General features: G+C 43.5%; 22 protein-coding genes and 1 pseudogene. 6 read left to right on the top strand and 17 right to left on the bottom strand.

Annotation, left to right across the window (positions count from 1 at the left end; genetic code table 11):
* Window positions 1–21 precede the first annotated feature (21 nt).
* Window positions 22–669, top strand: a complete 648-nt coding sequence (locus tag ACO067_RS15540) for a sulfate ABC transporter permease (protein WP_421875605.1) — start codon at window positions 22–24, stop codon at window positions 667–669.
* Here the strand turns inward: ACO067_RS15540 and ACO067_RS15535 are convergent.
* Window positions 655–810, bottom strand: a complete 156-nt coding sequence (locus tag ACO067_RS15535; RefSeq protein ID WP_421875603.1) for a DUF2256 domain-containing protein — start codon at window positions 808–810, stop codon at window positions 655–657. The two genes, ACO067_RS15540 and ACO067_RS15535, sit on opposite strands and share 15 nt — an antisense overlap.
* Window positions 807–2,261: a deoxyribodipyrimidine photo-lyase/cryptochrome family protein gene (locus tag ACO067_RS15530; protein ID WP_421875601.1), complete on the bottom strand. Its 1,455-nt coding sequence runs from the start codon at window positions 2,259–2,261 to the stop codon at window positions 807–809. The genes ACO067_RS15535 and ACO067_RS15530 overlap by 4 nt, the downstream gene beginning before the upstream one ends.
* Window positions 2,262–2,303: 42 nt before the next feature.
* On the opposite strand from ACO067_RS15530, the gene ACO067_RS15525 reads away from it, so the two are divergent.
* Both ACO067_RS15525 and ACO067_RS15520 read left to right on the top strand, forming a co-directional pair.
* Window positions 2,304–2,594, top strand: a complete 291-nt coding sequence (locus tag ACO067_RS15525) for a TIGR03643 family protein (RefSeq protein WP_421875599.1) — start codon at window positions 2,304–2,306, stop codon at window positions 2,592–2,594.
* Between the two features lie 135 nt (window positions 2,595–2,729).
* Window positions 2,730–5,753 carry a DUF2723 domain-containing protein gene (locus ACO067_RS15520; RefSeq protein ID WP_421875597.1) on the top strand — a complete coding sequence of 1,008 codons (3,024 nt, stop codon included), beginning with the start codon at window positions 2,730–2,732 and terminating at the stop codon, window positions 5,751–5,753.
* A 323-nt stretch (window positions 5,754–6,076) separates the two neighbouring features.
* Here the strand turns inward: ACO067_RS15520 and ACO067_RS15515 are convergent, their stop codons facing one another.
* The 10 genes from ACO067_RS15515 to ACO067_RS15470 form a co-directional block, all read right to left on the bottom strand.
* Window positions 6,077–6,451 carry a T9SS type A sorting domain-containing protein gene (locus ACO067_RS15515; RefSeq protein ID WP_421875595.1) on the bottom strand — a complete coding sequence of 125 codons (375 nt, stop codon included), beginning with the start codon at window positions 6,449–6,451 and terminating at the stop codon, window positions 6,077–6,079.
* 107 nt (window positions 6,452–6,558) lie between these two features.
* On the bottom strand, window positions 6,559–8,052 hold the full coding sequence (locus tag ACO067_RS15510; protein ID WP_421875593.1) for an NAD(P)H-hydrate dehydratase: 1,494 nt from the start codon (window positions 8,050–8,052) through the stop codon (window positions 6,559–6,561).
* 61 nt (window positions 8,053–8,113) lie between these two features.
* Window positions 8,114–9,325: an NADH-quinone oxidoreductase subunit D gene (locus ACO067_RS15505; RefSeq protein WP_421875591.1), complete on the bottom strand. Its 1,212-nt coding sequence runs from the start codon at window positions 9,323–9,325 to the stop codon at window positions 8,114–8,116.
* Between the two features lie 31 nt (window positions 9,326–9,356).
* Entirely contained in the window at window positions 9,357–9,707 is a 351-nt protein-coding gene (locus ACO067_RS15500) for a four helix bundle protein (RefSeq protein WP_421875589.1), read from the bottom strand.
* Window positions 9,697–10,230 carry an NADH-quinone oxidoreductase subunit C gene (locus ACO067_RS15495; RefSeq protein WP_421875587.1) on the bottom strand — a complete coding sequence of 178 codons (534 nt, stop codon included), beginning with the start codon at window positions 10,228–10,230 and terminating at the stop codon, window positions 9,697–9,699. Before ACO067_RS15495 ends, ACO067_RS15500 begins: the two co-directional genes overlap by 11 nt.
* A complete protein-coding gene (locus ACO067_RS15490; protein ID WP_421875585.1) occupies window positions 10,227–10,892 on the bottom strand; it encodes a DUF3226 domain-containing protein in 666 nt (221 codons plus the stop codon). The genes ACO067_RS15495 and ACO067_RS15490 overlap by 4 nt, the downstream gene beginning before the upstream one ends.
* A complete protein-coding gene (locus tag ACO067_RS15485) occupies window positions 10,892–11,977 on the bottom strand; it encodes an AAA family ATPase (protein WP_421875583.1) in 1,086 nt (361 codons plus the stop codon). The genes ACO067_RS15490 and ACO067_RS15485 overlap by 1 nt, the downstream gene beginning before the upstream one ends.
* 61 nt (window positions 11,978–12,038) lie before the next feature.
* The gene (gene nuoB / locus ACO067_RS15480; protein WP_421875581.1) at window positions 12,039–12,572 is read right to left on the bottom strand and encodes an NADH-quinone oxidoreductase subunit NuoB; all 534 of its coding nucleotides are present in this window, start codon (window positions 12,570–12,572) and stop codon (window positions 12,039–12,041) included.
* 1 nt (window position 12,573) lies between these two features.
* Window positions 12,574–13,053: an NADH-quinone oxidoreductase subunit A gene (locus tag ACO067_RS15475; protein ID WP_421875579.1), complete on the bottom strand. Its 480-nt coding sequence runs from the start codon at window positions 13,051–13,053 to the stop codon at window positions 12,574–12,576.
* Between the two features lie 20 nt (window positions 13,054–13,073).
* A complete protein-coding gene (locus ACO067_RS15470; RefSeq protein ID WP_421875577.1) occupies window positions 13,074–13,703 on the bottom strand; it encodes an LON peptidase substrate-binding domain-containing protein in 630 nt (209 codons plus the stop codon).
* Between the two features lie 66 nt (window positions 13,704–13,769).
* On the opposite strand from ACO067_RS15470, the gene ACO067_RS15465 reads away from it, so the two are divergent.
* Window positions 13,770–14,258 carry a hypothetical protein gene (locus ACO067_RS15465; protein ID WP_421875574.1) on the top strand — a complete coding sequence of 163 codons (489 nt, stop codon included), beginning with the start codon at window positions 13,770–13,772 and terminating at the stop codon, window positions 14,256–14,258.
* A 54-nt stretch (window positions 14,259–14,312) separates the two neighbouring features.
* Here ACO067_RS15465 and ACO067_RS15460 read toward each other — a convergent pair whose 3' ends face one another.
* Together ACO067_RS15460 and ACO067_RS15455 are read right to left on the bottom strand one after the other, a co-directional pair.
* Window positions 14,313–14,894: a gluconate 2-dehydrogenase subunit 3 family protein gene (locus ACO067_RS15460; protein WP_421875572.1), complete on the bottom strand. Its 582-nt coding sequence runs from the start codon at window positions 14,892–14,894 to the stop codon at window positions 14,313–14,315.
* A 2-nt stretch (window positions 14,895–14,896) separates the two neighbouring features.
* Window positions 14,897–16,597 carry a GMC oxidoreductase gene (locus tag ACO067_RS15455; protein ID WP_421875570.1) on the bottom strand — a complete coding sequence of 567 codons (1,701 nt, stop codon included), beginning with the start codon at window positions 16,595–16,597 and terminating at the stop codon, window positions 14,897–14,899.
* Between the two features lie 138 nt (window positions 16,598–16,735).
* On the opposite strand from ACO067_RS15455, the gene ACO067_RS15450 reads away from it, so the two are divergent.
* On the top strand, window positions 16,736–17,605 hold the full coding sequence (locus ACO067_RS15450; protein ID WP_421875568.1) for a hydroxypyruvate isomerase family protein: 870 nt from the start codon (window positions 16,736–16,738) through the stop codon (window positions 17,603–17,605).
* Window positions 17,606–17,710: 105 nt separating this feature from the next.
* On the opposite strand, the gene ACO067_RS15445 is transcribed toward ACO067_RS15450, so the two are convergent.
* From ACO067_RS15445 to ACO067_RS15435, 3 genes are all read right to left on the bottom strand, one after another.
* Window positions 17,711–19,942: an NADP-dependent isocitrate dehydrogenase gene (locus tag ACO067_RS15445; RefSeq protein WP_421875566.1), complete on the bottom strand. Its 2,232-nt coding sequence runs from the start codon at window positions 19,940–19,942 to the stop codon at window positions 17,711–17,713.
* A gap of 59 nt (window positions 19,943–20,001) precedes the next feature.
* The gene (gene panB, locus ACO067_RS15440) at window positions 20,002–20,820 is read right to left on the bottom strand and encodes a 3-methyl-2-oxobutanoate hydroxymethyltransferase (protein WP_421875564.1); all 819 of its coding nucleotides are present in this window, start codon (window positions 20,818–20,820) and stop codon (window positions 20,002–20,004) included.
* 81 nt (window positions 20,821–20,901) lie between these two features.
* Window positions 20,902–21,435 carry a thioredoxin family protein gene (locus ACO067_RS15435; RefSeq protein WP_421875562.1) on the bottom strand — a complete coding sequence of 178 codons (534 nt, stop codon included), beginning with the start codon at window positions 21,433–21,435 and terminating at the stop codon, window positions 20,902–20,904.
* Between the two features lie 87 nt (window positions 21,436–21,522).
* Between ACO067_RS15435 and ACO067_RS15430 the strand changes: the two are divergent.
* Window positions 21,523–23,099, top strand: a pseudogene (locus tag ACO067_RS15430) (amidohydrolase family protein).
* The last annotated feature ends 24 nt before the right edge of the window (window positions 23,100–23,123 follow it).

Below are 23,123 nucleotides of genomic sequence, written 5' to 3'. Positions count from 1 at the left end.
AAAATCCCCAAATTAGCCCCAATGAACTGGATCAAGAACGGACGAGAGAAATTTCTAAATGACTGGTATAACATTGACGGAAAAGCCTTCTTCATAGTTGTATGTCTGCTTTATTTCGCCGCTTTTTTCATTAAAGGAACCTTCATCATTGATGGCATTGCTGCCTTCGAAGTGCTACAAGAGCGCGGGGAAATGTGGCTCATGAATCTCTTTTTTGGTCTACAGTATTTCTCGGTTCCGATATTTCTGGCCTGGAAATTTACCCTAACTGCTTTTATCCTCTGGGTAGGATGTTTTCTATTTGGCTACCGGGTAACCTATGCGGAACTTTGGAAAATGGTCATGATCATGGAGCTCGTGTTTATTGCTCCAGAGTTGCTGAAAACCGTATGGTTCACAGTGGTAGAAACAGATCCAAACTACCACGATTATGTGGCCTACTACCCGGGGAGCCTCATGAACTTTTTCGATTATGGAAGCGTCCAACAGAAATTTCACTATCCACTAAAAGCACTTAATATTTTTGAACTGATCTATTGGGGACTTTTAATATGTGGAGTCTACTGGCTCAGCAATAAAAAGTTATCCATTTCAGCCGTCATCGTATCTACATCTTACATCCTATTTTTCTTGATCTGGCTGGGCTATTACACCTTAGTCTACAAGTAAACCCTTCTTATTTCGGCGACATCTTTCTGAGCAATACTTCAGCGCCCCCCAATCCTTCGCCCACTTTTTTCGCCAGGTAAATGGCCGTTTGCAGACCGGACAAATCTTTTGTGGAAGATCTGATTTCCTCACTGTTTTCATGGCCATCTGTTTTTGACAGTGTGTTTGGCCAATATCCTTTTGGCATCCTTTTTCACGCTCTTATCTGCCTTCATCCTGTACAGCTCTTTGCTCGCATGTCGGTAGGTTTCCTTGATATCCACGATAGGCAATGGATAGTTTCTTCCCAATTCAAAGCCGTAAAAGCTTTGATCTATTGGAGTCATGGTCCATGGCTCCAGCGCAAAACTGGTTGGTAAAGATGCCAATTCAGGAACCCACTTCTTGATAAAAACAGCCTCAGGATCATGATCGTGCGACTGCTTTACCGGATTGTAAATGCGGATCGTGTTAATCCCTGTCACTCCTGCCTGCATCTGAAACTGTGGGTAATGAATACCTGGTTCAAAATCTAAGAATTGCCGAGCGAGAAACGTAGCTCCAGGCTGCCAGGGCTGCCATAGGTGGTGTGTCAAAAAGGAAACCAACATAGATCGCATGCGAAAATTCAAATAACCCGTTTCCTTCACACACCGCATGCACGCATCCACTAATGGATAGCCAGTCTGGCCATTCTTCCAGGCTTCAAATTTGGCCAGATCTAGCTCAGTGCGAATCTGATCATAGCCTGAGTTGATGTTTTCCGATTCATAGCGCCACTCCATTTCAAACTTCTGGATGAAATGGCAATGCCACCTCAGTCTTGATCCAAATGCATTTAGGTTACGTTTGTTTCCGTCTTTCTTTGCTTGCTGCACCGCCTGATACACTTGCTTCATGCTGAGATTGCCCCAAGCCAGGTACGGACTCAATCTGCTGCAGCTCTTTCTACTTTCGGTCGGCTTGGATATGTGCTGATTGTAATTGGTGGCTCGGGAATCAAGAAAAGTCTGCAAGTAGCGCTGAGCCATTTTTTCTCCGCCATGCTGCATACCGTTTTTTTGAAGCTCCCTTATAAACTCAGATGCATCAAATTGATGTTTTAACGCTTCATCATCAATCAATAAGTGTAGGTCTAACTCAACATCAGCCAGAGGTTTTCCCATGGCGAGGTACCACTCTTTGCTCCAGTCATCCCGGTTTCTCCTTCCTCGCCGCACACCATTGGTTTGATATTCCATCCACCGCACACCTTCAGCTTTAAACAAATCTTTCAGTTCCAAATCGCGATCATAGGTGACTTTCAACCCTGTTTCCTGATAGGAATAAACTGCTGACACTTCATATCGCACCAGCAGCTCCTCAAACACTTCCCTACACTCTCCAAGAAGTATGTGTACTCTACCCAAAACCTTTGCCTGCATTTCATCCAGGCTTTCCTGTACAAATTGCCAATGACGCTCATCCATTTCTGGAGCAGCTATCAGAGAAGGTTCATAAATATAGAGTAGCAGTACGGGCCTTTCACCGCCCATGACGGTATGAAGCGGTTCATGATCACTAAGCCTAAGGTCCCTTTTGAACCAAACAATATTGATCTGTTCTTCCTGCACGATTGGCCCAACATTGTGTGCAGACAGATTGTTGGCAGGTCAATGAAAATACAAGACAAATATTCCCTATCCGAGCGATCTGTTGACAGAATCATCGAAATGGCGTGGGAAGATCGAACTACTTTTGATGCCATTTACGATCAGTTTGGCATTCCTGAAAAAGACGTGATCAAACTAATGCGTCAGGAAATGAAACTAAGCAGCTGGAAAATGTGGCGAAAACGAGTACAAAGTAGAGGCACTAAACATGCCGCCAAAAGAACATTCAAAAAAGGTAAGTTTAAAAGCGATCTTCAGCGGATCATCTCAATGAATAAAATCAGTAAACGTTAGGTATAGCCCTCCTTTTCACTCCATAGCAAACGATGAAAGGATCATGAGCAATAACAAAGCGTAGATTAGGATTCTAATTCTGAGGATTATACCACATTATTACTAATTTCGCCAAGTTGACTCAAAACTTTCAAGATGGGATATCAAAAAATTAATGTAATCACTGGCTGGATCGTATTTTTCATTGCTCTGGTAGTATATGTAATGACCATCGAACCAACAGCTAGTTTTTGGGATTGCGGCGAATTCATCGCGTGTTCCTATAAATTAGAAGTACCGCATCCTCCGGGAGCACCTTTTTTCTTATTGACAGGACGAATATTTTCCATGTTTGCCGCAGGTGATGTAGAAAGCGTTGCCTACTGGGTAACCATGGTCAGTGTGATCAGTACTGCATTTTCCATCTTGTTCCTATTCTGGTCCATTACTCACCTGGCCAAACGCGTACTTGGCATTAAAAAAGGTGAAGAAACCTTGGCGCAAACCATCCTGCTAATGGGGGCTGGTTTAGTTGGTGCTTTATCTTGTACTTTCTCTGACTCTTATTGGTTCAGTGCAGTGGAGGCAGAAGTCTATGGTATGTCAGCATTCTTCACGGCATTCGTGTTTTGGGCCATCCTCAAATGGGAAAACATTGAAGATGAAGGTGACCGCAACAAGTGGATCATCCTCATTGCATACATGATTGGACTATCCATTGGGGTACACTTGCTCAACCTGGTAACCCTACCGGCACTAGGCTTGATCATCTATTTCAAATACAATGAAAAAATCACGAAGAGGGGAATCGTGCTGACCATGGCCGCTGCTGGTGCCGCCATTCTTCTGATCATGATCGGAATCATCCCGGGTTTGCCATCGCTAGCAGGTAGCCTTGAAATCTTCTTTGTCAATGGATTGGGACTACCATTCGGATCTGGAGTGATCTTCTTTGGAGTGGCTTTCTTGAGCGCTTTGGTATATGGTATTTTCTATTCCATCAAAAAACAAAAGCTAACCCTTAACACGATATTACTTTGTTTCACGTTCATCATGATTGGTTATTCTTCATACACCATCGTATTGATCAGAAGTAGCTACAATCCTCCAATTGACGAAAACAATCCTGAAGATATCCTATCGTTCGTATCCTACCTCAAACGTGAGCAGTATGGATCAAGACCACTTTTTCATGGTCAGTACTTCACCGCATCAGTAGAGTCACAAAAACAAGGTGACCCAATCTATATGAGAGGTGAAGAAGAGTACGAAATCAAAGATTACAAACTAGAGTACGTTTACGATCCTGCACAAACGACCATTCTGCCAAGGATGTACTCTGGATCGGAACCACACAAAAGGCGCTATAGGGAAATCACCGGCCTCCAACCCGGCGAAAAACCTAGCTTCAGTGACAACATCTATTTCATGATCCGCCACCAGGTAGGAACCATGTACATGAGGTACTTCTTATGGAACTTCTCTGGACGTGCGTCTGATCAGCAAGATGCATCCTGGGTAGGTATTAGAGATGCCTTTGAATCAGGATTACCAACACTACTGGAGGAAAACAAAGGGCGTAATATCTACTTCTCCCTTCCATTGCTACTTGGGCTACTCGGATTGTTCATCCAGTATAAGAAAGATGTGAGATACTTCTCTGTGACTCTGTTACTCTTCTTCCTGACAGGTGTGGCACTGGTCCTTTACCTAAACTCACCACCGATTGAGCCAAGAGAACGAGACTACATTTACTCAGGATCGTACTATGCATTCGCTATTTGGATTGGCTTTGGTGTGTTGGCGATCTACGAATTGCTCGGCGCGGTGTTGAAAAACAAACAAGTACTAGCCATCATAGCCACTATTCTCGGACTTTGTATCCCTACAATCATGGCTGCTGAAAACTGGGATGATCATGATCGATCAGATAGATACTTCTCAGTAGATGCAGCAAAAAACTACCTGGATACCTGTGCTCCGAATGCCATCATCTTCACTGGTGGTGATAATGACACCTTCCCGCTTTGGTATGTACAGGAGGTCGAAGGTTTCCGTACGGATGTCCGCGTGGTAGTATTGAGCTACTTCAACACAGACTGGTACATAAGCCAGATGATGCGAGATGCCTATGAATCTGAGCCTCTACCATTCAGCCTTTCACTTAAAAACTACCAGCAAGGTGGTCTCAATGATTATTTACCGGTCGTGGAAAACCCAAGTATTAAAGGAGCTATCAATGCCAACAGATTCCTTGATTTGATCAAGGAAGAGCGCAAGGCTTTGCAAATCCCTTTGAGCACAGGATCTTATTACAATTCTGTGCCTGCCCGCTCTATGTTCATCAATGTTGATGTGAACAAGGTGAGGTCTTTGGACATTGTGCCTGATAACCTTAAGAATAGACTGGTGGATCGTATGGAATGGTCTATCAAAGGTCGTGGACTGGAGAAAAGTGACCTGGCTGTAATTGACCTATTGGCCAATGCCAACTGGGAACGTCCTATTTACATGAACACCACCTCGCTAGCCTCAGTCAATTTCGACATTAGAAAATATGCCGTGCAGGAAGGGATTGCTTACCGAATACTCCCAATATTGAATCCAAATCCGCAAGATTATCAAGTGGACCTGGATAGAATGTATGACAATGTGATGAATAAGTACCAGTGGCGAGAGCTGGACAATCCGGATGTGTACTACTCTGAGGATTATCGCAATTTTGTTCTGAATCATCGTTCTGCGTTCAATTCACTTGCCATCAGCTTGATGGATGCTGGAGAATACAAAAAGGCAGAAGACGTGATTACCAAAAGTTTGAAGGTGATGCCAAATGAAGCGATCCCTTACGACTACTTCAATATGCAGCAGGTAGGTATTCTTTTAGAACTTGCTCAGCAGACCATGGGTCAGGATTCTACTACGAGTGAAGTAGATGCGCCATCCCAGCTCAAAAGCATGGCAGATAACATTTCTGAAATCACCGTAAAAAATACTTCAGAAATGCTTGAATACATGATTCAAAATCAGAACTACAACTTGCAAGAAATGCAGCAGATGTTAATCTCGCTCAATAGCATTACTCGAGCATACCGCGCAAGTGGTTACCGAGAGGAAGCAGCCAAGTACGAAGAGATTTTCAACAAATACTATCAGGCATTCCAGGAGGCTTCCAGATAAACTGGTAAGACTCTATCAATGAATCAAAGCACTCCTCGGGGTGCTTTTTTTTGTTAGCGAGGACACTACTCGATTAACCAAATGAAGTAATAGAACCCTAGGTCAATACGCTAACAACCTCATTGGATACGATTTCAAGTCTATAGAGACTTGGAATAGTTAGCTGTTGAGACTGGTGATCAAACGATGAAAATCACTTTCACTGCTCTTCACAACGGCTCATGACATTTATTGAGCACTGTGAAAGATGGTAGAAAAGTCAGAATTAAAGACAACAAAAAAGCCATTCAATGGAATGGCTACATACTCTAGTGACGAGAACATTAATTTTTCAGGAATCGATAGGCCTTCTTGAACCTGGTGGTCTCGTCCTTCACCACGATGAAATAATAACCAGTAGCAAAGTTCTTCACCGGGATTCTGTATCGACCGTTACCTAGATCTTCGGCCTTAATTTTGATTTCATTACCGATGATGCTGTGCAACTCAAACTCTGCGTTCTCCAAAGTAGAGTTGTTGATTTCAACGACTATATAATCTACTGCAGGGTTTGGGTACAACTCGATTCGGTTATTCAAATCTAGTGATGCATTACTGAATGTCGTTTCAGCACTCACCACATTATCCTCCTGATCTTGTGACAGGGCTGTCACAGACAAGAAAAGAGCGAACGTCAGTATGGCGAGTTTATTGTACATATCTTCTTACAAAGTACGCAAAAAAAATACCAAAGTTCAGGACTATGCTTAAAATTTTTATGTGAAATCTTCGTTAAGTCCGGTTTTTTAACATTTATTGGCAAGAATCAGCTGATCTTAGCTAGAAAAGCTTTGGGGAGAAAATCAACTATGTCGCTGGCTATCAGCGAGTATTGCCCTTTTTCCTTTTCGGCCAGATCACCAGCAGCTCCATGTAAATAGACTCCGGTTTTCAAAGCTTCAAAAGGCATCATCCCTTGTGCCATTAGTGCAGAGACTATACCTGTGAGCACATCTCCACTCCCAGCAGTAGCCATACCTGGGTTTCCGGTTGGGTTAAAGTAGGCAATACCGTGATAATCACACACCACCGAATGCGCACCTTTCAGCACCATATTGACTTTGTGCTTGATACAGAATTTACGGAGCAGTTCGAGCTTTTCGAAATCATCCTTCCAACTACCGACCAGCCGTTCAAACTCACCAGGATGCGGGGTAAGAACGCTCTCCGGCGGCAATGTTTCGATCAACTCCGTGTTCTCTGACAGGATATTAATGGCATCTGCGTCGATCACCATTGGTCGGGTAACTTTTTGGAGTAATTCCTTAAACGCTTTGACGGTTAGACTACCAGTACCAATGCCAGGTCCGATAGCCACCACACGGATATTATCCGACGGCACCACTTCGGTGATCACCTCTGTATGCTCATCTACGATCACCATGGCCTCTGGCACTGCAGTTTGCAGCACATCCAGTCCGCAGCAAGGGGCATGAACAAATAATAATCCACAGCCTGTTCTCATCGCCGCTTTGGCACTAAGAATGGTTGCTCCCATCTTCCCTTTACTACCCGAAATCAACAGCATTCTACCAGCATCACCTTTGTGAGCATTTTTTGCTCGTTTTGGTAAGCGAATATCCTTCGGTTCGGTATAGAAATAGTTAGTCTTCTGTAACGAAATGAATTCCTTATTTAACCCAATGCCAACCAAATGCCAACGACCAATTTGATTAGCCAAACTCGGCTGGAAAAGGGAGAGTTTGGGAATCTCAAAAGAGATGGTATGATCGGCAGTAATTGTAACTCCCTCAGTGGTATTGTTAGAATAGATCCCTGAAGGAATATCTACAGAGAAGATCTGTGCCCATGAATCATTGATGGTTTCTACCAGTTTGGCAAACAATCCTTCCAGTGGCCTATTCAGGCCACTCCCAAACAGTGCGTCGATGACCACCGTATCATTGGGAATGAATGGTATCTTTTCTTCTTTATTGATCTGCTTAACTGGAAAAAGTCCAGAGGAACGGTCCATGTTAACTATGAAGTCCTCCGAGGCTTTCTGCAAATCACCAATATAATATCCCTGAATGTTATAACCTCTCTCATGAAGCAGTCGACAGATAGCCATTCCATCGCCACCATTGTTACCCACACCACAGAAAACCATGATTTTAGTAGATTTTGGAGCTATGGAGAGAAAACATTCAACAAAGGCTTCGGAAGCGCGCTCCATCAATGCTGCAGAGCTGGTCGCGCCAGTTTCTATCGTGTACTTATCGACAGATTTGATTTGGTCGGCGTTGAGAACTGGAATCATAGGAATTAAATCTACTACTATTCCCGTTTTACTTCAAGCGAATGCGCAAGTAAAGCTCTTCTTACCGATCCACTTCACCCATCACCACATCGATAGACCCCATGATAGCCACCAAATCCGAAAGCATGTGCCCTTTGGATATTTCTGGAAGCACAGATAGGTTGACAAAGCTGCACGCCCGCGCTTTGCAACGCAAAGGTTGGTCGGACCGGCCATCTGTTCTAAAGAAAAAGCCCAATTCTCCTTTGGGGTTTTCAGCTCTTACATACAAATCTTGCGCTTTGGGTCTGATTTTTTTAGGAACCACTGCCCTTGGATCAAACTCTTTGGTTCGCTTCAAATCTGAAGTGAGTCGCTCCAAACACTGGTCGATTATCTTAATCGATTCTTCACACTCTCTAAACCGTACCCAGGTACGATCCCAGCAGTCTCCAACACTTCCCTTTGCTCCTTCACCAACAGGTATTTCAAAGTCCAACTCAGGATAAACACTATAACCATCCACACGCCGCAGGTCATATTTCAATCCTGAACCACGAAGCATTGGTCCCGTCACTCCGTAGTTGATTGCCAAATCACGAGGCAATACGCCAACATTGGCCGTACGATCAATGAAGATTTTATTGGACAATAGGAGCTTTTTAAGATCTACCAATTTAGGCTTGAGGTACTTAGAGAAACTCCGTGCGCGCTCTTCAAAGCCCACTGGTAAATCATAAAACAATCCACCCACCCAGATATAGTTGTAGAGCATCCTGGCACCAGAGGCCCATTCCAATAACCTCAAAATATGCTCCCGATCACGCATCATCCATAAAAAAGGAGTGAAGGCTCCAATATCCAACCCATAGGTGCCTATCGCTACGAAGTGTGAAGCCAGTCGATTTAGCTCAGCTACCAATACGCGGATGTACTCAACTCTCCTGGGGATTTGGTCAGTGATACCAAGCATTCGCTCTACACCCATGGCATAAGCATGCTCAGAGTTCATCGCAGCTACATAGTCCATGCGGTCCACATACGGTATGACCTGATTGAAAGGAACGGACTCTGCATGTTTTTCAAAACAGCGATGCAGGTAACCCATGTGAGGAATAACATCACGCACAATCTCACCATCGGTGATGACTTCCAAACGCAGCACTCCATGCGTAGATGGGTGCTGTGGACCCAGGTTAATGAGCATCTCTTCCTTTTTAAGAGTGGACTCATTGAACACCGTAGGCTCTGAGTTTTTGAGATGATCTGGATGGTATTGGTATTGTATGTTCAAAAGTTGATAATTGACAGTTTACAATTGAAAATTATTTTTTAGAAGATTTTATGATGGCAATTAGCAATCTTTTCAGTTCTTCACAATTAATGATTAAATCTTCTACTTCTATCTCGAACCTACCACAATCCCTTATCAAACGTAACCAATAGTGAGACTCATGTGCTTCTTTGTTTGCAATGGATAATTTATGAATAAAATCAGCTTTGGATTCAGCCTGCTGCGCCTCTTCTGAAAGAGCTCCCACAGCTGTGCCACTTCTCAGCAACTGTCGGGATAGAACAAACTCTCTAAAATTGTCCTGAAGAGTATAACACGTATTCACAATTTTAAGTGAAAAAGAATACGACTTATCTAGAAGCGGATTAGCTCTATTCTCCATTATCCATTTTCAATTCATTGTCATCCACCGGTTCATCTCGATCATAAATCACCGTGATGCCATGGTATTTCTCTTGTTCCTGATAATCTTTCCTCAATGGGTGTCCTTCCCAGTCATTTGGAAGTAGAATTCTCCGCAAATCGGGATGTCCATCAAAAGTTATTCCTAACAAATCATACGCTTCACGCTCGTGCCAGTCGGCTGTTCTCCAAATAGACGCGACTGAAGGAACCTGAGGGTTCGCACGATCCACCTGCACTTTGAGCATGAGGTGATGGTTGTAAGGGATACTGTAAAGATTATAGGCTACCTCCATGCTGCCAAGATCCGGCCCATTATCAATTCCAGTCAAACAAGAAAGCGAATCAAAATACAAGCCCTTTTGCTCATGCAAAAAAGAACAAACTTCTACCAGCTGATGGACATTGATGATCAGCGCTTTAGGTGTAGCCTGTAGGTCCTCGCCCTGGATGGCATTTTGAAACTTAGCCTCCAGGAGGTTTTTGATTTCTTGAAAGGTCATGACAAGTGTTTAGTGAGAAATTCAACAAGTGGATTCAAAGCCTCGTGATTTAAATTCCAAATATCGTGATTAGTGTAGTCACGTTTTCGTTCATTACCCGAAGCAGTAGTTATCTCTGAATAAGCATAAACCTTCGTTTTCAAGTCCGGTTTGGTATATTGCTCGTCAATTTGATGGATACAGTCCTTGTAGGATTCAAAACAGTCAAAAATGGCTCCTGCTTTATCTCCAACTAATTGAAGTAACAAATCTTCCAGGCATCCATCCCTCTCATTATTGGGCAACAGAAAAATAGTTTCTTCAGAAATTTCTAATCCTTCTTGTTTGAAATTAGCAATCAAGCTTTGATTAGTTTGCTCAAAGTCTGGAGCATCTGCATCAAGAATAAAAATGGTCTTATGCTCGAAATTTGAAGTTAGTGTTCTTAATTCATCTATTTTCTGTTTTTGAATGCTCCTTCCATTCGTGTTTGCTTTTAAAAAAGTTATTTCTTTGAACTTTTCACTGGCTTTATTTAGGGTAAGAATCAGATTCTCCTTGTCACTAGACTTCTTTTTTTTAGAGTAGATGATCTCAAACTCACCTTCAAACCTTGTAGAAATTAAATCAGTAAGAAACACCTGATCAGCTATGCCCTCAATGACAATGAACAATTTCTCCATTATCGCAAATCATTTCCAACCTCGAGGGCATCATCTAGTACTTCAAAGGAATTGGTAAAGGCAATAACATCACCTGTTTTAGGCGATTGTTTCAGTGTAATAGAACGAGACCTAGAAGTGAACTCCTCTCCCAATTCATCTAATGCACTACGGAAAGCCTCCATGCACTCTCTATTGTGAGTTGTCGCAAACAATTGAACATTGTTCTCATCCGCCGACTGAAGAATGACTTTCCAATAATCTCTCATTCTAGCATAATAAAGCCCAGTGTCAATTTCATCAATCATCAGTTTCTTATCTCGAAACTTGATCAAATAGCTCAGTATTTTTGCCATTTTTATTGTACCCTCACCAAAATATCCTAGAGGTACTGAGAAGTTCGAAGTGGATCGATTTATTAAAAGAGTCTTGTGTTTTCCCTTGATAGATGGTTCCAGATCGTCAATCTCATCAAACAATCGCCTTAGGTTTGAGACGTATTTATTCTTCAAAGATCGATTACCCTGGATTTGATCAAGATAAAACTCAGTAATTTCCTCATCGTAACTTCTATGAAAAGGAAGCAGAGGAACTATTGTGTGATTCAACACCTCACTAACATCTACCTTCTTCGCAAGAATTTGATCATCCTTTTTTGATTTTTCATCCAAAAAATGAAAATCTTTCGACTTCTTTGAAAGAACGCCAAACTCCAATTCCCCCAAATACCTAACAGTTACTGTATTATTCGATTTAATAACATAAGTTTCAGTAGACTCATCAGATTTGCTCGAACCAATCTCAATAGAATTATTTTCACGTTCGTCTAAGTTTGAAAAGTACTCGAGGAAAGTAAGTGGCTCGCCGTAATTCTTGAAAGAGTAAGACTTGATTAAGTATTTTAGAAATCTCGATGTGACAACCGTTTCAAAGTGATTTTCAATATTTTCCTCAACAGGCTCCCACATCAATGCCTCCAACAAACTCGTCTTGCCAACATTGTTATCCCCTAGGACCAAATTGAACTGACCAATGTCTTTCACCTCAAGATCTTTGAACCTCTTGAAATTCTTTACCCGGAAATAATTAAAATGATTGGTACTCATCTAAAAAGTATTAGTATGATTTATTTAGTGAACTCTTAATCACTAAATAAAGATAACGAAACTAAGCTGTTTGTTGCTTTTTCCTCTTTTCCATTAATTTTTTCAACGCTGCAGGTTTCATCATGGATTCTCCACGGATTTTCTCCTGGAGCTTCATGAAGCCTCCTATCAGTGCTTCTGGCCTTGGTGGACAACCTGGCACATAGACATCCACGGGAATAATTTTATCCACTCCTTTCACCACATGATAGCCATGTTCCCAATAGGGTCCGCCACAGTTGCTGCAACTTCCCATGGAAATAACGTAGCGTGGCTCTGCCATCTGTTCATAAAGCCTTCTAACTCGATCGGCCATTTTGAAGGTGACCGTCCCGGCCACAATCATTACATCAGATTGTCGAGGAGATGCTCTTGGCAACACGCCGAACCGATCCATGTCATAGCCAGAGGTATAGGCTCCCATCATCTCTATGGCACAACAGGCTATACCGAATCCCATCGGCCACAGACTTGATAGTCGGGCCCAGTTCAGTAAGTCATCCGCTTTAGTGACGATAATGCCACCCTGTCCAAATTGATGATCGAGTATTCCCATTTTATTTGATTATATCTTTAGTGCGATTGAGATGGTCATAAGCTGAGTCCGGGATTTTGGATTGATAGGTACTGGCATCAGGTTTTGGTTTGGCCCAATCCAACATACCATTGGCCCATACATAGGCGAGTCCCAAGGCCAAAATACCAATGAAAATGAATGTCTCGATTAGTGCAAACTTGCCCCAAAGTCCGTCAGTTTCTTCCATCAATTGCTCATCCGCAAAAACCGTAGCCCACGGAAATAGAAATACAAGCTCTGTTTCAAAAAGTAGAAAAATCAGTGCGATAACATAAAAACGGACGTTAAAAATACCCCATGCGGACTTTACCGGGTCCTCACCAGACTCATAGGTCGTTTGTTTTTCTTCATTCGGGCGAACAGGCCGTAGGAGCTTCCCCACCAGCAAGGTAACCATCACAAAGGCGACACCTCCCAGGATGAATAAAAGCACCACACCGAATCCGCTGATCTCAATCATACCTGAAAATTACACAATGCTTAGAATTTCAAAGGATCAAAATGCTTGAAGTGTCCGTTCATGCGAATTTTTTCCTTGGCTTTCTCAGCGCGTTCAAGAGCTGGAAGCAAATTCTCAAGGTGTTCGATCAAATAAGATTGTCTCTGACGTTGTGAGGTCATCTTCAATAGCAAGTATTCTTCTTCCGGCTTTAGCCCAAGCTTATGAATCACCTCATACATACTGGTCTTATCGGTAATACTGATGGTTTCATCCATGTGTAGCCATTCAAAAAGCTGGCGACAAAGCGACACAATTTGTAGATGCAGTTTAGCATCCAGATCGTCTTTAATCAGTATTTCCTGAATTGGTCCTCCGGCATATAACTTATCATTCCAGGGATTTTGGAAATCTTTGACTCTAAAGACGGCTACTCCTTCGGTTTTGATATCCATCCGGCCGTCATCGTAGGTTTTGGAGACTTCTGTGATTTTGACCTCCGTTCCATACTCTATTTTCGTTAGTACGTAAGAGGGGATTCCGAAATTCGTATGACTCTCCAGGCAATCGTTGATCAGTTGCTTGTACCTGGGCTCAAAAATATGAAGATTGAGTGCTTCTCCGGGAAATGCAACCAGGTTCAATGGAAATAAAGGAAGTTCCTTGATCATACTATGTCTAACTCAGATATATTGTGAGAGTTTAGACTAATTTGATAAATCTAACATGTCTCACTCATGAATAAAGTGACTATCAATCAGGGCCGTGTTTTACCCCTTACTTTCCGGTTTTTTATGACCATTTCAGTCTTTGGCGGTATGGCCCTGTCTATGCAACATTTCGATGAACTGGTAGCAGTCATAAGCTGCATTGTGATTTCATTTTTCCTACCTCTTGCCTGGTCTAGCTATTACATCGTACAAATCAGACCTGAAGAACACGAGATCCATGAAGGCTACTGGATCATGGGGCTGAAAAAAATGAGCAAACGGCCCTATGAGACTATTGAAAAAATATACATCAATGCCAATTCCCTCTCACAGCGAGCCACATCGTATGCGGGTCAAACAGCTACTTTTAGTGAGAGACAATATCAGGCCTTCCTAAAAACATCTGACGGTTACAAAGTAGAACTAATATCCAGCAAATCCGAATCAGACCTCATGGATAGACTTAAACCTATTGCTAAGAAGCTGCAAACTACGATCCAAAAAAACTACCAATAAAGAAGCCATCCAAACACAAGGTATGGATGGCTCTCAATCAATCCTCGAAAAAACCTATGAGGTAGCCCAGGTTTTGCCGTTTCCTGTTTCAGAAAGTGGCAAGCACCCATGCTGCTCGGTAGGAATAGCTATATACTGCAGTGCTTCTGTGGCACCATATTCTGTTGTGTAATACCCCACTATGGTTAACTCTTTAAGTGACCACAATACAGGCTTGTCACCCCATGGTGCCGCTTTCGCTTCTGCGTCTTTCTTTTGACAGAATTCTTTCTGTTTTACTGCATCTAATGCGATGAACTCGTCACCCATATTCTTTTTACAATCCTCATTGAAACGTGTCAATCCCTCCACGAATTTGGAACGTCTCTCCTCATCATAAACGACACTCACCATTTCCTCAATAAAACCTGGAACCCCCAAAGATTTTGCCCCTGGTGTATCCGTCTCGGGCAGGATTGTTTCTGCCACCTGCATCACCAATCGCGCCTGGTCCTCATTGAAAAAGGTGGGCTGCCATGTCAGCTCGGGTTTCGGGGCACATCCATTCATCAAACCAGCTAGTGTGGGTGCACTAAGTGCTCCACCCATGATCCAGGCAGTTCTTCTGATTGCTTCTCTTCTTTTTATATTTTCCATGATCAGAGGTTTCCTTTTTTAAGTTCATTCACAGCAAAGTCCGCAGCTCGTGCCGTTAATGCCATGTAAGTAAGTGATGGATTCTGACAAGCAGAGGAAGTCATAGCAGCTCCATCTGTCACAAAGACGTTTTTCACTTCGTGCAGTTGATTCCACTTATTCAAGACAGAGGTCTTAGGATCACGACCCATTCTGGCAGTACCCATCTCATGAATACCTAGTCCCGGGCCACCTATGTCATCATAGGTACGTACATTTTTCAAACCAGCCCTTTCCAGCATTTCTGCGGCTGCTGATTGCATGTCCTTCCGCATTTCCTTCTCGTTTTCCTTGAATTCGCAATCGAAGGTGATTGTTGGCAAGCCATGCTTATCCAGTTTATCCGGATTTAGCTCCATCTTGTTTTCATGATATGGGAGCATCTCTCCAAAGCCCATAAGCCCCATGCGCCAGGTTCCCGGTGTCTGGATATCTTCTTTTAGCTCTTCCCCGATTCCAAGTTCAGCTATGGCAGATCGCCACTCCTGACGGCTCGCTCCACCCTGATAACCATACCCTCTGATAAAATCAGGATGTTTCTCAGTGATATTTCTAAACCTCGGTACATAAATGCCATTGGGTCTTCTGCCATGGTAATATTTATCCTCAAAACCCTCATATTCTCCTTCAGCACCGGCTTTGAAATGGTGATCCATCAGATTGCGACCTAGCTCACCGGACTGATTACCCATGCCATCTGGATGGTACTCACTTTTAGAGTTAAGTAAAATCCATGTAGATGCAATGGCCGATGCATTTAAGAAAACAATCTTGGCAAAATACTCCTGCACTTCTCCAGTTTCAGCATCCTGCACCCGAACACCAGTTGCCTTTTTTGTTTCAGGATCATAGAGTACTTCAGTAACGATGGAATAGGGTCTAAGCGTCATATTTCCTGTAGCCATTGCCGCAGGAAGGGTACTACTCTGACTACTAAAATACCCACCAAACGGACATCCACGCATACATAAATTTCTGTAATGACAATGAGCTCGACCGTTATGATTTTGCGTAATATTGGCCGATCGGCCTATGGTTAAAAGACGGCCTTCAAAGTTCTTGGAAATAGAATCTCTGACATGTTCTTCCAAGCAGTTTAGCTCCATCGGGGGTAAAAAATTACCATCCGGTAGCTGCGGAAGACCTTCCTTCTGACCACTGACACCGATGTAAGACTCCACTTTGTCATACCAGGGAGACAGGTCTTTGTATCGGATAGGCCAGTCTACAGCCACACCATCTTTGAGGTTGGCCTCAAAATCCAAATCACTCAAACGATACGACTGTCGTCCCCACATGATCGATCGACCACCTACATGGTATCCCCTGATCCAATCAAACCGCTTGGTCTCGGTATAAGGATGCTCATCATCCTTAATCCACCAGTGCTTAGTAGATTCTCTAATGGTGTAACCTGTCCTTAACTGCTTTTCATAGTGCTTCCGCTCTTCAGCAGGTACCTGATCATCATGTGGAAGCTCCCAGGGATTAAGGTTCATGGTGGGGTAATCTTTGATATGCTCCACGTTCCTCCCTCTATCCAGAACCAACGTCTTCAAACCTTTTTCGGTTAGCTCTTTAGCCGCCCAGCCTCCACTGATGCCAGTTCCAACCACTATCGCATCGTAGGTATTCTGAGCTTTCGCTTTGTTATTAATATTCATCCGGACTATGTAAGTTTCTTGAAATTCTAATCTAAATAATAATGCGTCATAAAGACACTACTTTTTGAAAGATTTTTAATACAAACGTTTGCTTTTTTTGGAGTTTGTCAAAAATTTTAAATCACTATCTTAGGAGCTATGAAAATGTCAAGAAAAAAGGCACTAAAGAATATTGCTGGGTTATCTGCCATGGCGATTACTGGCTTACCTGCGATGGCCAAAAGTGAGCATCAACCAATGGCTCTCAAAGGAAAGATCAATCACTCAGTAACCCGTTGGCCTTTTAACAACAAGTCGGTAGAGGAGCTTTGCGAATGGGCAGTAGAGTTAGGAATTCAATCCGTTGAGCTAATTGATCCTAAGGATTATGCCACCGTTCGGAAATACGGACTTACCTGCGCCATGTGTAATAGCGTACCTCTGCATCATACCGACAGTTTCAACAATCCAAAAAATCATGAGCAGCATAAGAAGGAATACTTCGACCTGATGCCAAAAGTACAGGACGCTGGCTTTCAAAACATTATCTGCTTCTCTGGGAATCGCAAGGGAATAGATGATGAAACTGGGCTTGAGAATTGTGCTGTGGGGCTAGATCCGATAGTGAAGGAGGCTGAAAAACGTAACCTCACCATCTGTATAGAAATCTTTAATTCCAAGGTGGATCATCCCGACTATCAAGCCGACAGCACCGAATGGGCAGCTAGATTGTGTGAAAAGATAGGAAGTCCCAATTTCAAAATTTTATACGATATCTATCACATGCAGGTGCAGGAAGGCGACATCATCGCTACCATCAAAAAATACCACCCTTACATCGCGCACTATCATACAGCAGGTGTACCAGGTAGAAATGAAATTGGCACCAATCAGGAGCTTTATTATCCTGCCATCATGCAAGCAATTTATGATACCGGGTTTAAGGGATTCGTAGCGCAGGAGTTTATTCCTAAGAATGAGGATCAGTTTACCTCACTAAAAGAGGCTATTCAGATTTGTGATATATAATTAGGTTTTAGGTTTTAGGTTTTAGGTTTACGAATCATTTTAAAACAAAAAAGCCAATCTGCACTTCGCAAATCAGCTTTTTGGATTCTTTTTGGTTCGATAAAACTAAGCGATACTGCTCAAAATTTGATTGAGTGTAGCACTAGGTCGCATGGCATTGGATGTCAACTCATCGCTTGGCTTGTAATAACCTCCAATCTCTACAGAAGAACCTTGAGCAGCAATTAGCTCTTCATTGATTTTAGTCTCCTGTGCTACTAGCTCTTGCGCCACACCAGCAAAGATATCTTTCAATGCTGCATCCTCACTTTGAGCAGCTAGTGCCTCAGCCCAGTACATCGCCAGGTAGAAGTGACTACCACGATTATCAATCTCATTCACCTTTCTCGATGGTGACTTGTTCTCATCCAGGAATTTACCAGTAGCTGCATCCAATGCATCGGCAAGTACCTGGGCTCTTGGGTTATTATCCACTTTACTCAAGTGCTCCAAAGAAGCAGCAAGTGCCAGGAATTCTCCCAAAGAATCCCATCTCAGGTGACCTTCTTCTACAAACTGTTGAACGTGCTTTGGTGCTGATCCCCCAGCGCCTGTTTCGAAAAGCCCACCTCCATTCATCAGTGGCACTATGGAAAGCATTTTTGCACTGGTCCCTACTTCGAGGATTGGGAAGAGATCCGTCAAATAATCTCTCAACACATTACCTGTTACAGATATCGTGTCCTGCCCTTTTCTGATTCTTTCCACAGAGAATTTGGTCGCCTCAACCGGCGACAGAATATGTATCTCGATATCTGAAGTGTCATGATCTTTAAGATACTTATTTACTTTCTCGATCAACTGAGCATCGTGAGCTCTATTCTTGTCAAGCCAGAACACTGCTGGAGTACCAGTCGCTTTAGCTCTTGAAACCGCCAGCTTCACCCAATCCTGAATAGGTGCATCTTTTACCTGACACATGCGGAAGATATCTCCCGGAGCTACAGATTGCTCGATCAGCACATTACCTGCTTCGTCAACAACCTTCACTGTACCGGCAGCACCTATTTCAAAGGTTTTATCATGTGATCCGTACTCTTCTGCTTTTTGCGCCATCAAGCCCACGTTGGATACGCTACCCATGGTGGTTGGATCATAGGCTCCATTGGCCTTGCAATCTTCAATCACCGCATCATATACTCCAGAATACGATCTATCCGGAATGACAAACTTGGTATCTTTTGGCTGACCACCTGGTCCCCACATTTTTCCTGATGTACGAATAGCAGCAGGCATCGAGGCATCAATGATGATATCACTTGGCACGTGTAAGTTGGTAATACCTTTGTCAGAATTGACCATGGCCAAAGGTGGCTGGGCATCATAGCATGCCTTGATATCAGCTAGTATCTCGGTTTTTTTGTCTCCAGACAAAGTTTCCACTTTAGCGATCAGGTCGCCCATACCATTGTTTGGGTCCACGCCCAACTCCTCGAATGTGGCGGCATGCTTTTGGAACACAGGTTTGTAAAACGCACTCACCGCATGTCCAAAGATGATCGGGTCAGATACTTTCATCATAGTGGCCTTGAGATGCACTGAGAATAGAACATCTTCTTCTTTAGCCCTGGTAATCTCCTCCTCCAAAAAGGCACTTAATTTGGAGCCACTCATCACAGCAGCATCAATCACTTCACCGGCTTGAAGGGCTACTTTCTCCTTCAAGACAGAAACAGACCCATCAGCGGCTACCAATTCAATTTTGGCAATACCTGCCTTTCCAACAGTCACTGATTTTTCACTACCGTAAAAGTCCCCCTCGTTCATACTGGCCACATTGGACTTAGAATCAGCAGACCATGCTCCCATAGAGTGCGGGTTCTTCTTAGCATACTCTTTCACTGCTCTTGGTGCTCTACGGTCGGAGTTACCTTCTCTGAGCACAGGGTTTACCGCACTTCCTTTTACTTTATCGTATTTGGCCTTAATGTCCTTCTCTTCATCATTCTTCGGCTCCACCGGATAGTCCGGCAGATTATATCCCTGAGACTGCAGTTCTTTAATAGCCGCCACCAACTGTGGAATAGAAGCACTGATGTTGGGCAGCTTAATGATGTTAGCAGCTGGCGTTTTAGCCAAATCACCTAGATAAGCAAGGTCATCGCTAATCTGCTGTTCCTTAGTTAGCCTTTCTGGAAAGCTCGAAATAATTCTTCCAGCCAATGAGATATCTCTAGTCTCTAGTTGAATACCAGCTGGTGCCGTAAAGGCCTGGATGATTGGCAATAACGAATGAGTCGCTAATGCAGGTGCTTCATCCGTTTTGGTGTAAATGATTGTAGATGCTTCTTTTGCCATGTTCTTTTCTAAATGTTTAATGACCGTTTGTCACTAAGTGTCTGTTTCTATATTTCTATTCAATAACTTTCTTTGTCATTCGGAAATTCACCAGAGCGAATATCCCTAATGTAATTGGTCGTGGCGTCACTTATCACCTTGTTCAAATCAGCGTATTGACGTAAAAACCGAGGTTTAAAATCCTGAGTAATTCCCAGCATGTCATGCACCACCAACACCTGACCATCCACATCTGGCCCGGCCCCAATACCGATAACAGGTATCGATACTGACTCGGCCACTTCTCTGGCCAACTGCGCAGGTATTTTTTCAAGTACAATTCCAAAACAACCCAAATCCTCAAGTAAACGGGCATCAGACTTCAGCTTCTCTGCTTCTGCATCATCTTTAGCGCGTACGGTGTAAGTCCCAAACTTGTAAATAGATTGGGGTGTCAAACCCAAATGGCCCATTACTGGAATACCGGCAGATAAAACGCGTGAGATGCTTTCTTTGATTTCCACACCACCTTCCATCTTTACCGCGTGTCCGCCCGACTCCTTCATGATGCGAATACTGGATCGAAGGGCTTCACTACTGTTTCCCTGATAGCTCCCAAATGGCACATCGACCACTACAAGTGCTCGCTGCACGGCCTTCACCACGCTAGTAGCATGCCAGATCATGTGATCCAGAGTGATTGGTAGTGTGGTTTCATTACCAGCCATCACATTGGAGGCGGAATCACCCACCAAAATCACATCAATACCAGCCGCATCTAGAATCCGCGCCATGGAGTAGTCATAAGCGGTGAGCATAGCAATCTTCTCTCCACTAGCTTTCATCTCACGCAAGCGATGGGTGGTCAACTTATCGAAACTTCCTTTTGCTTTGCTCATGCACTAAAATTAAGGTTGGGATAAAGTTTGTTTAGGGAGGCGCAAATTAATAAAAAGCTACCTCATCTGAAACCCGTTGTTTCACTTCCATTTGATATTGCACCCCATACTCGGGAATTGCTCCTCTGATATAGGCTTTCCGTCTATAAGCGCATTCAGGGCACCCCGCAAATCTCTTCCATCTACGGGTTGATCATTTCCTGGTGTAGCCGCATCTAGCCTACCTCTGTAAACTAGCTGATTGTTTTCGTCGAAAAGGAAAAAATCTGGTGTGCACTCCGCCCGGTAAGCTTTAGCTACTGATTGATCTTCGTCATATAAATAGGGAAAAGAAAAACCAATCGTTTCCGCTTGTTGCTTCAGCTTATCAGGATGATCCGCTGGGTAGTTGTCTGCGTCATTGCTACAGATAGCCACAAAATCCACACCCAGATCTTGAAAATCTCCGGCTACCCGAACCAATTCTTCCTGCACGTGTATCACATAGGGACAATGCGCACAAATAAACATGACTACCGTTCCCTTAGCTCCTCTTACGTCGGTAAAACTCATTTTTTTACCAGTCACCACATCTGGAAGTTCGAAATCAGGTGCTACAGTAGCTAATTCAAGCATGCTGGATGGAGTCAAAGCCATATTTGGAATTATCGTTTTAGGTGTTGAAAAATCTTTTAACTTGGCTTGCAAAATTATGCAATCAATATGAGGTACTGTTACACACTACTATTTGTTTGGATTCTATCCACCACTTTGCCAGCTCAAACCCCGGCACCAGACCGGTCTGAAGGGGAAGGACCTTTCGATCAATTGATCATCCGGGGTGCCACACTTGTAAATGGTAATGGTGCCCCTCCAATTGGGCCGGTAGATATAGTAGTAGAAAACAACCGCATCAAACAAGTGCAGGTAGTAGGGTCTCCGGGTGTGCAAATTCCAGAAAACAGTAGACCCAAAGCGAAGGAAGGTGCGAAAGAGATTGACGCTGCAGGAATGTATGTGCTGCCAGGTTTCATTGACATGCACGGCCATATTGGCTCGATCCGAAGTATTCCAACGGAATATGTATTTAAGCTATGGATGGGCCATGGGATCACCACCATCCGTGAACCAGGCAGCTTTAGAGGAAGGGACTGGACACTGGATCACAAGAAAAGGTCTGCCAAAAATGAAATCACTGCTCCAAGAATAGTGTCCTACACCGGATTTGGAATGGGATCAGATGGCATTGATACGCCAGCGGATGCTGTAAAATGGGTTCGGGAAAATGCAGATGCTGGATCAGACGGTATCAAGTTTTTCGGAGCACGTCCAGATATCATGAAAGCCGCTCTCGAAGAAAACAAAAAATTAGGCCTGGGATCTGCCTGTCACCATGCACAGATGAACGTCACCTGGCTCAATGTGCTGAACTCGTCTGAGTGGGGACTTACCTCTATGGAGCACTGGTATGGACTACCTGAGGCGATGTTTCACGACCAAATAGTGCAGCATTACCCTGTAGACTATAACTATCAAAACGAGCAAAACGGTTCGAAGAGGCAGGTAAGCTGTGGGAACAGGCAGCCGATCCCGGATCTGAAAAATGGAATGAAGTGATGGAGACTTTACTATCCAGAGACTTTACACTTGACCCTACATTTAACATTTATGAGGCCAATCGAGACCTCATGCGTGCAAGACGTGCCGAATGGCACGATGATTACACCTTGCCTGTTCAGTGGGATTTTTATGCACCTAGCAAAGTATCACACGGCTCCTACTGGCATGCCTGGGGCACTGAGCAGGAAGTGTCCTGGAAAAACAACTACCGACTCTGGATGCAATTTGTCAATGAATACAAAAACAGAGGTGGTCGAGTGACTACTGGCTCAGATAGTGGCTATATCTATCAACTGTATGGCTTTGCTTACATCCGAGAACTAGAACTACTTCGAGAAGCCGGATTTCACCCATTGGAGGTCATTCGATCTGCTACCCTGATGGGCGCCGAGGCACTAGGCATGGATGATCAAATTGGAACGATAGAGGTAGGCAAACTGGCCGATATGGTGCTGGTGGAAGCCAATCCTGTTGCCGACCTGAAGGTTCTCTATGGCACTGGAGCTATTCGTCTCACTGAGGACAATGAGGTTATCCGCGCCGGAGGTGTTCAGTACACCATAAAGGATGGCATCATCTACAACGCGAAAGAGCTCCTAAAAGATGTGCGGGAAATGGTGAAAGAAGCCAAAGAAAAAGATGGAGATATCCAGCAACCTGGTTATCCAAATTGGGATTGATTCCCAATTTGGATAATTTTAAAG

Origin of the sequence: Marinoscillum sp. (assembly GCF_965229915.1) — a bacterium.
GTDB lineage: Bacteria > Bacteroidota > Bacteroidia > Cytophagales > Cyclobacteriaceae > Marinoscillum.
The sequence above is the reverse complement of the archived record's forward strand: the minus strand, read 5'-3'. Positions and strand labels throughout refer to the sequence as shown.

What these genes read in the sequence shown, in the direction of transcription:
- ACO067_RS15540 (WP_421875605.1), top strand. Translation starts at nt 22, where the DNA reads ATGAACTGGATCAAGAACGGACGAGAGAAATTTCTAAATGACTGGTAT.
- ACO067_RS15535 (WP_421875603.1), bottom strand. Translation starts at nt 810, where the DNA reads ATGAAAACAGTGAGGAAATCAGATCTTCCACAAAAGATTTGTCCGGTC.
- ACO067_RS15525 (WP_421875599.1), top strand. Translation starts at nt 2,304, where the DNA reads ATGAAAATACAAGACAAATATTCCCTATCCGAGCGATCTGTTGACAGA.
- ACO067_RS15520 (WP_421875597.1), top strand. Translation starts at nt 2,730, where the DNA reads ATGGGATATCAAAAAATTAATGTAATCACTGGCTGGATCGTATTTTTC.
- ACO067_RS15515 (WP_421875595.1), bottom strand. Translation starts at nt 6,451, where the DNA reads ATGTACAATAAACTCGCCATACTGACGTTCGCTCTTTTCTTGTCTGTG.
- ACO067_RS15510 (WP_421875593.1), bottom strand. Translation starts at nt 8,052, where the DNA reads ATGATTCCAGTTCTCAACGCCGACCAAATCAAATCTGTCGATAAGTAC.
- ACO067_RS15500 (WP_421875589.1), bottom strand. Translation starts at nt 9,707, where the DNA reads ATGGAGAATAGAGCTAATCCGCTTCTAGATAAGTCGTATTCTTTTTCA.
- ACO067_RS15495 (WP_421875587.1), bottom strand. Translation starts at nt 10,230, where the DNA reads ATGACCTTTCAAGAAATCAAAAACCTCCTGGAGGCTAAGTTTCAAAAT.
- ACO067_RS15490 (WP_421875585.1), bottom strand. Translation starts at nt 10,892, where the DNA reads ATGGAGAAATTGTTCATTGTCATTGAGGGCATAGCTGATCAGGTGTTT.
- ACO067_RS15485 (WP_421875583.1), bottom strand. Translation starts at nt 11,977, where the DNA reads ATGAGTACCAATCATTTTAATTATTTCCGGGTAAAGAATTTCAAGAGG.
- nuoB (WP_421875581.1), bottom strand. Translation starts at nt 12,572, where the DNA reads ATGGGAATACTCGATCATCAATTTGGACAGGGTGGCATTATCGTCACT.
- ACO067_RS15475 (WP_421875579.1), bottom strand. Translation starts at nt 13,053, where the DNA reads ATGATTGAGATCAGCGGATTCGGTGTGGTGCTTTTATTCATCCTGGGA.
- ACO067_RS15470 (WP_421875577.1), bottom strand. Translation starts at nt 13,703, where the DNA reads ATGATCAAGGAACTTCCTTTATTTCCATTGAACCTGGTTGCATTTCCC.
- ACO067_RS15465 (WP_421875574.1), top strand. Translation starts at nt 13,770, where the DNA reads ATGAATAAAGTGACTATCAATCAGGGCCGTGTTTTACCCCTTACTTTC.
- ACO067_RS15460 (WP_421875572.1), bottom strand. Translation starts at nt 14,894, where the DNA reads ATGGAAAATATAAAAAGAAGAGAAGCAATCAGAAGAACTGCCTGGATC.
- ACO067_RS15455 (WP_421875570.1), bottom strand. Translation starts at nt 16,597, where the DNA reads ATGAATATTAATAACAAAGCGAAAGCTCAGAATACCTACGATGCGATA.
- ACO067_RS15450 (WP_421875568.1), top strand. Translation starts at nt 16,736, where the DNA reads ATGAAAATGTCAAGAAAAAAGGCACTAAAGAATATTGCTGGGTTATCT.
- ACO067_RS15445 (WP_421875566.1), bottom strand. Translation starts at nt 19,942, where the DNA reads ATGGCAAAAGAAGCATCTACAATCATTTACACCAAAACGGATGAAGCA.
- panB (WP_421875564.1), bottom strand. Translation starts at nt 20,820, where the DNA reads ATGAGCAAAGCAAAAGGAAGTTTCGATAAGTTGACCACCCATCGCTTG.
- ACO067_RS15435 (WP_421875562.1), bottom strand. Translation starts at nt 21,435, where the DNA reads ATGCTTGAATTAGCTACTGTAGCACCTGATTTCGAACTTCCAGATGTG.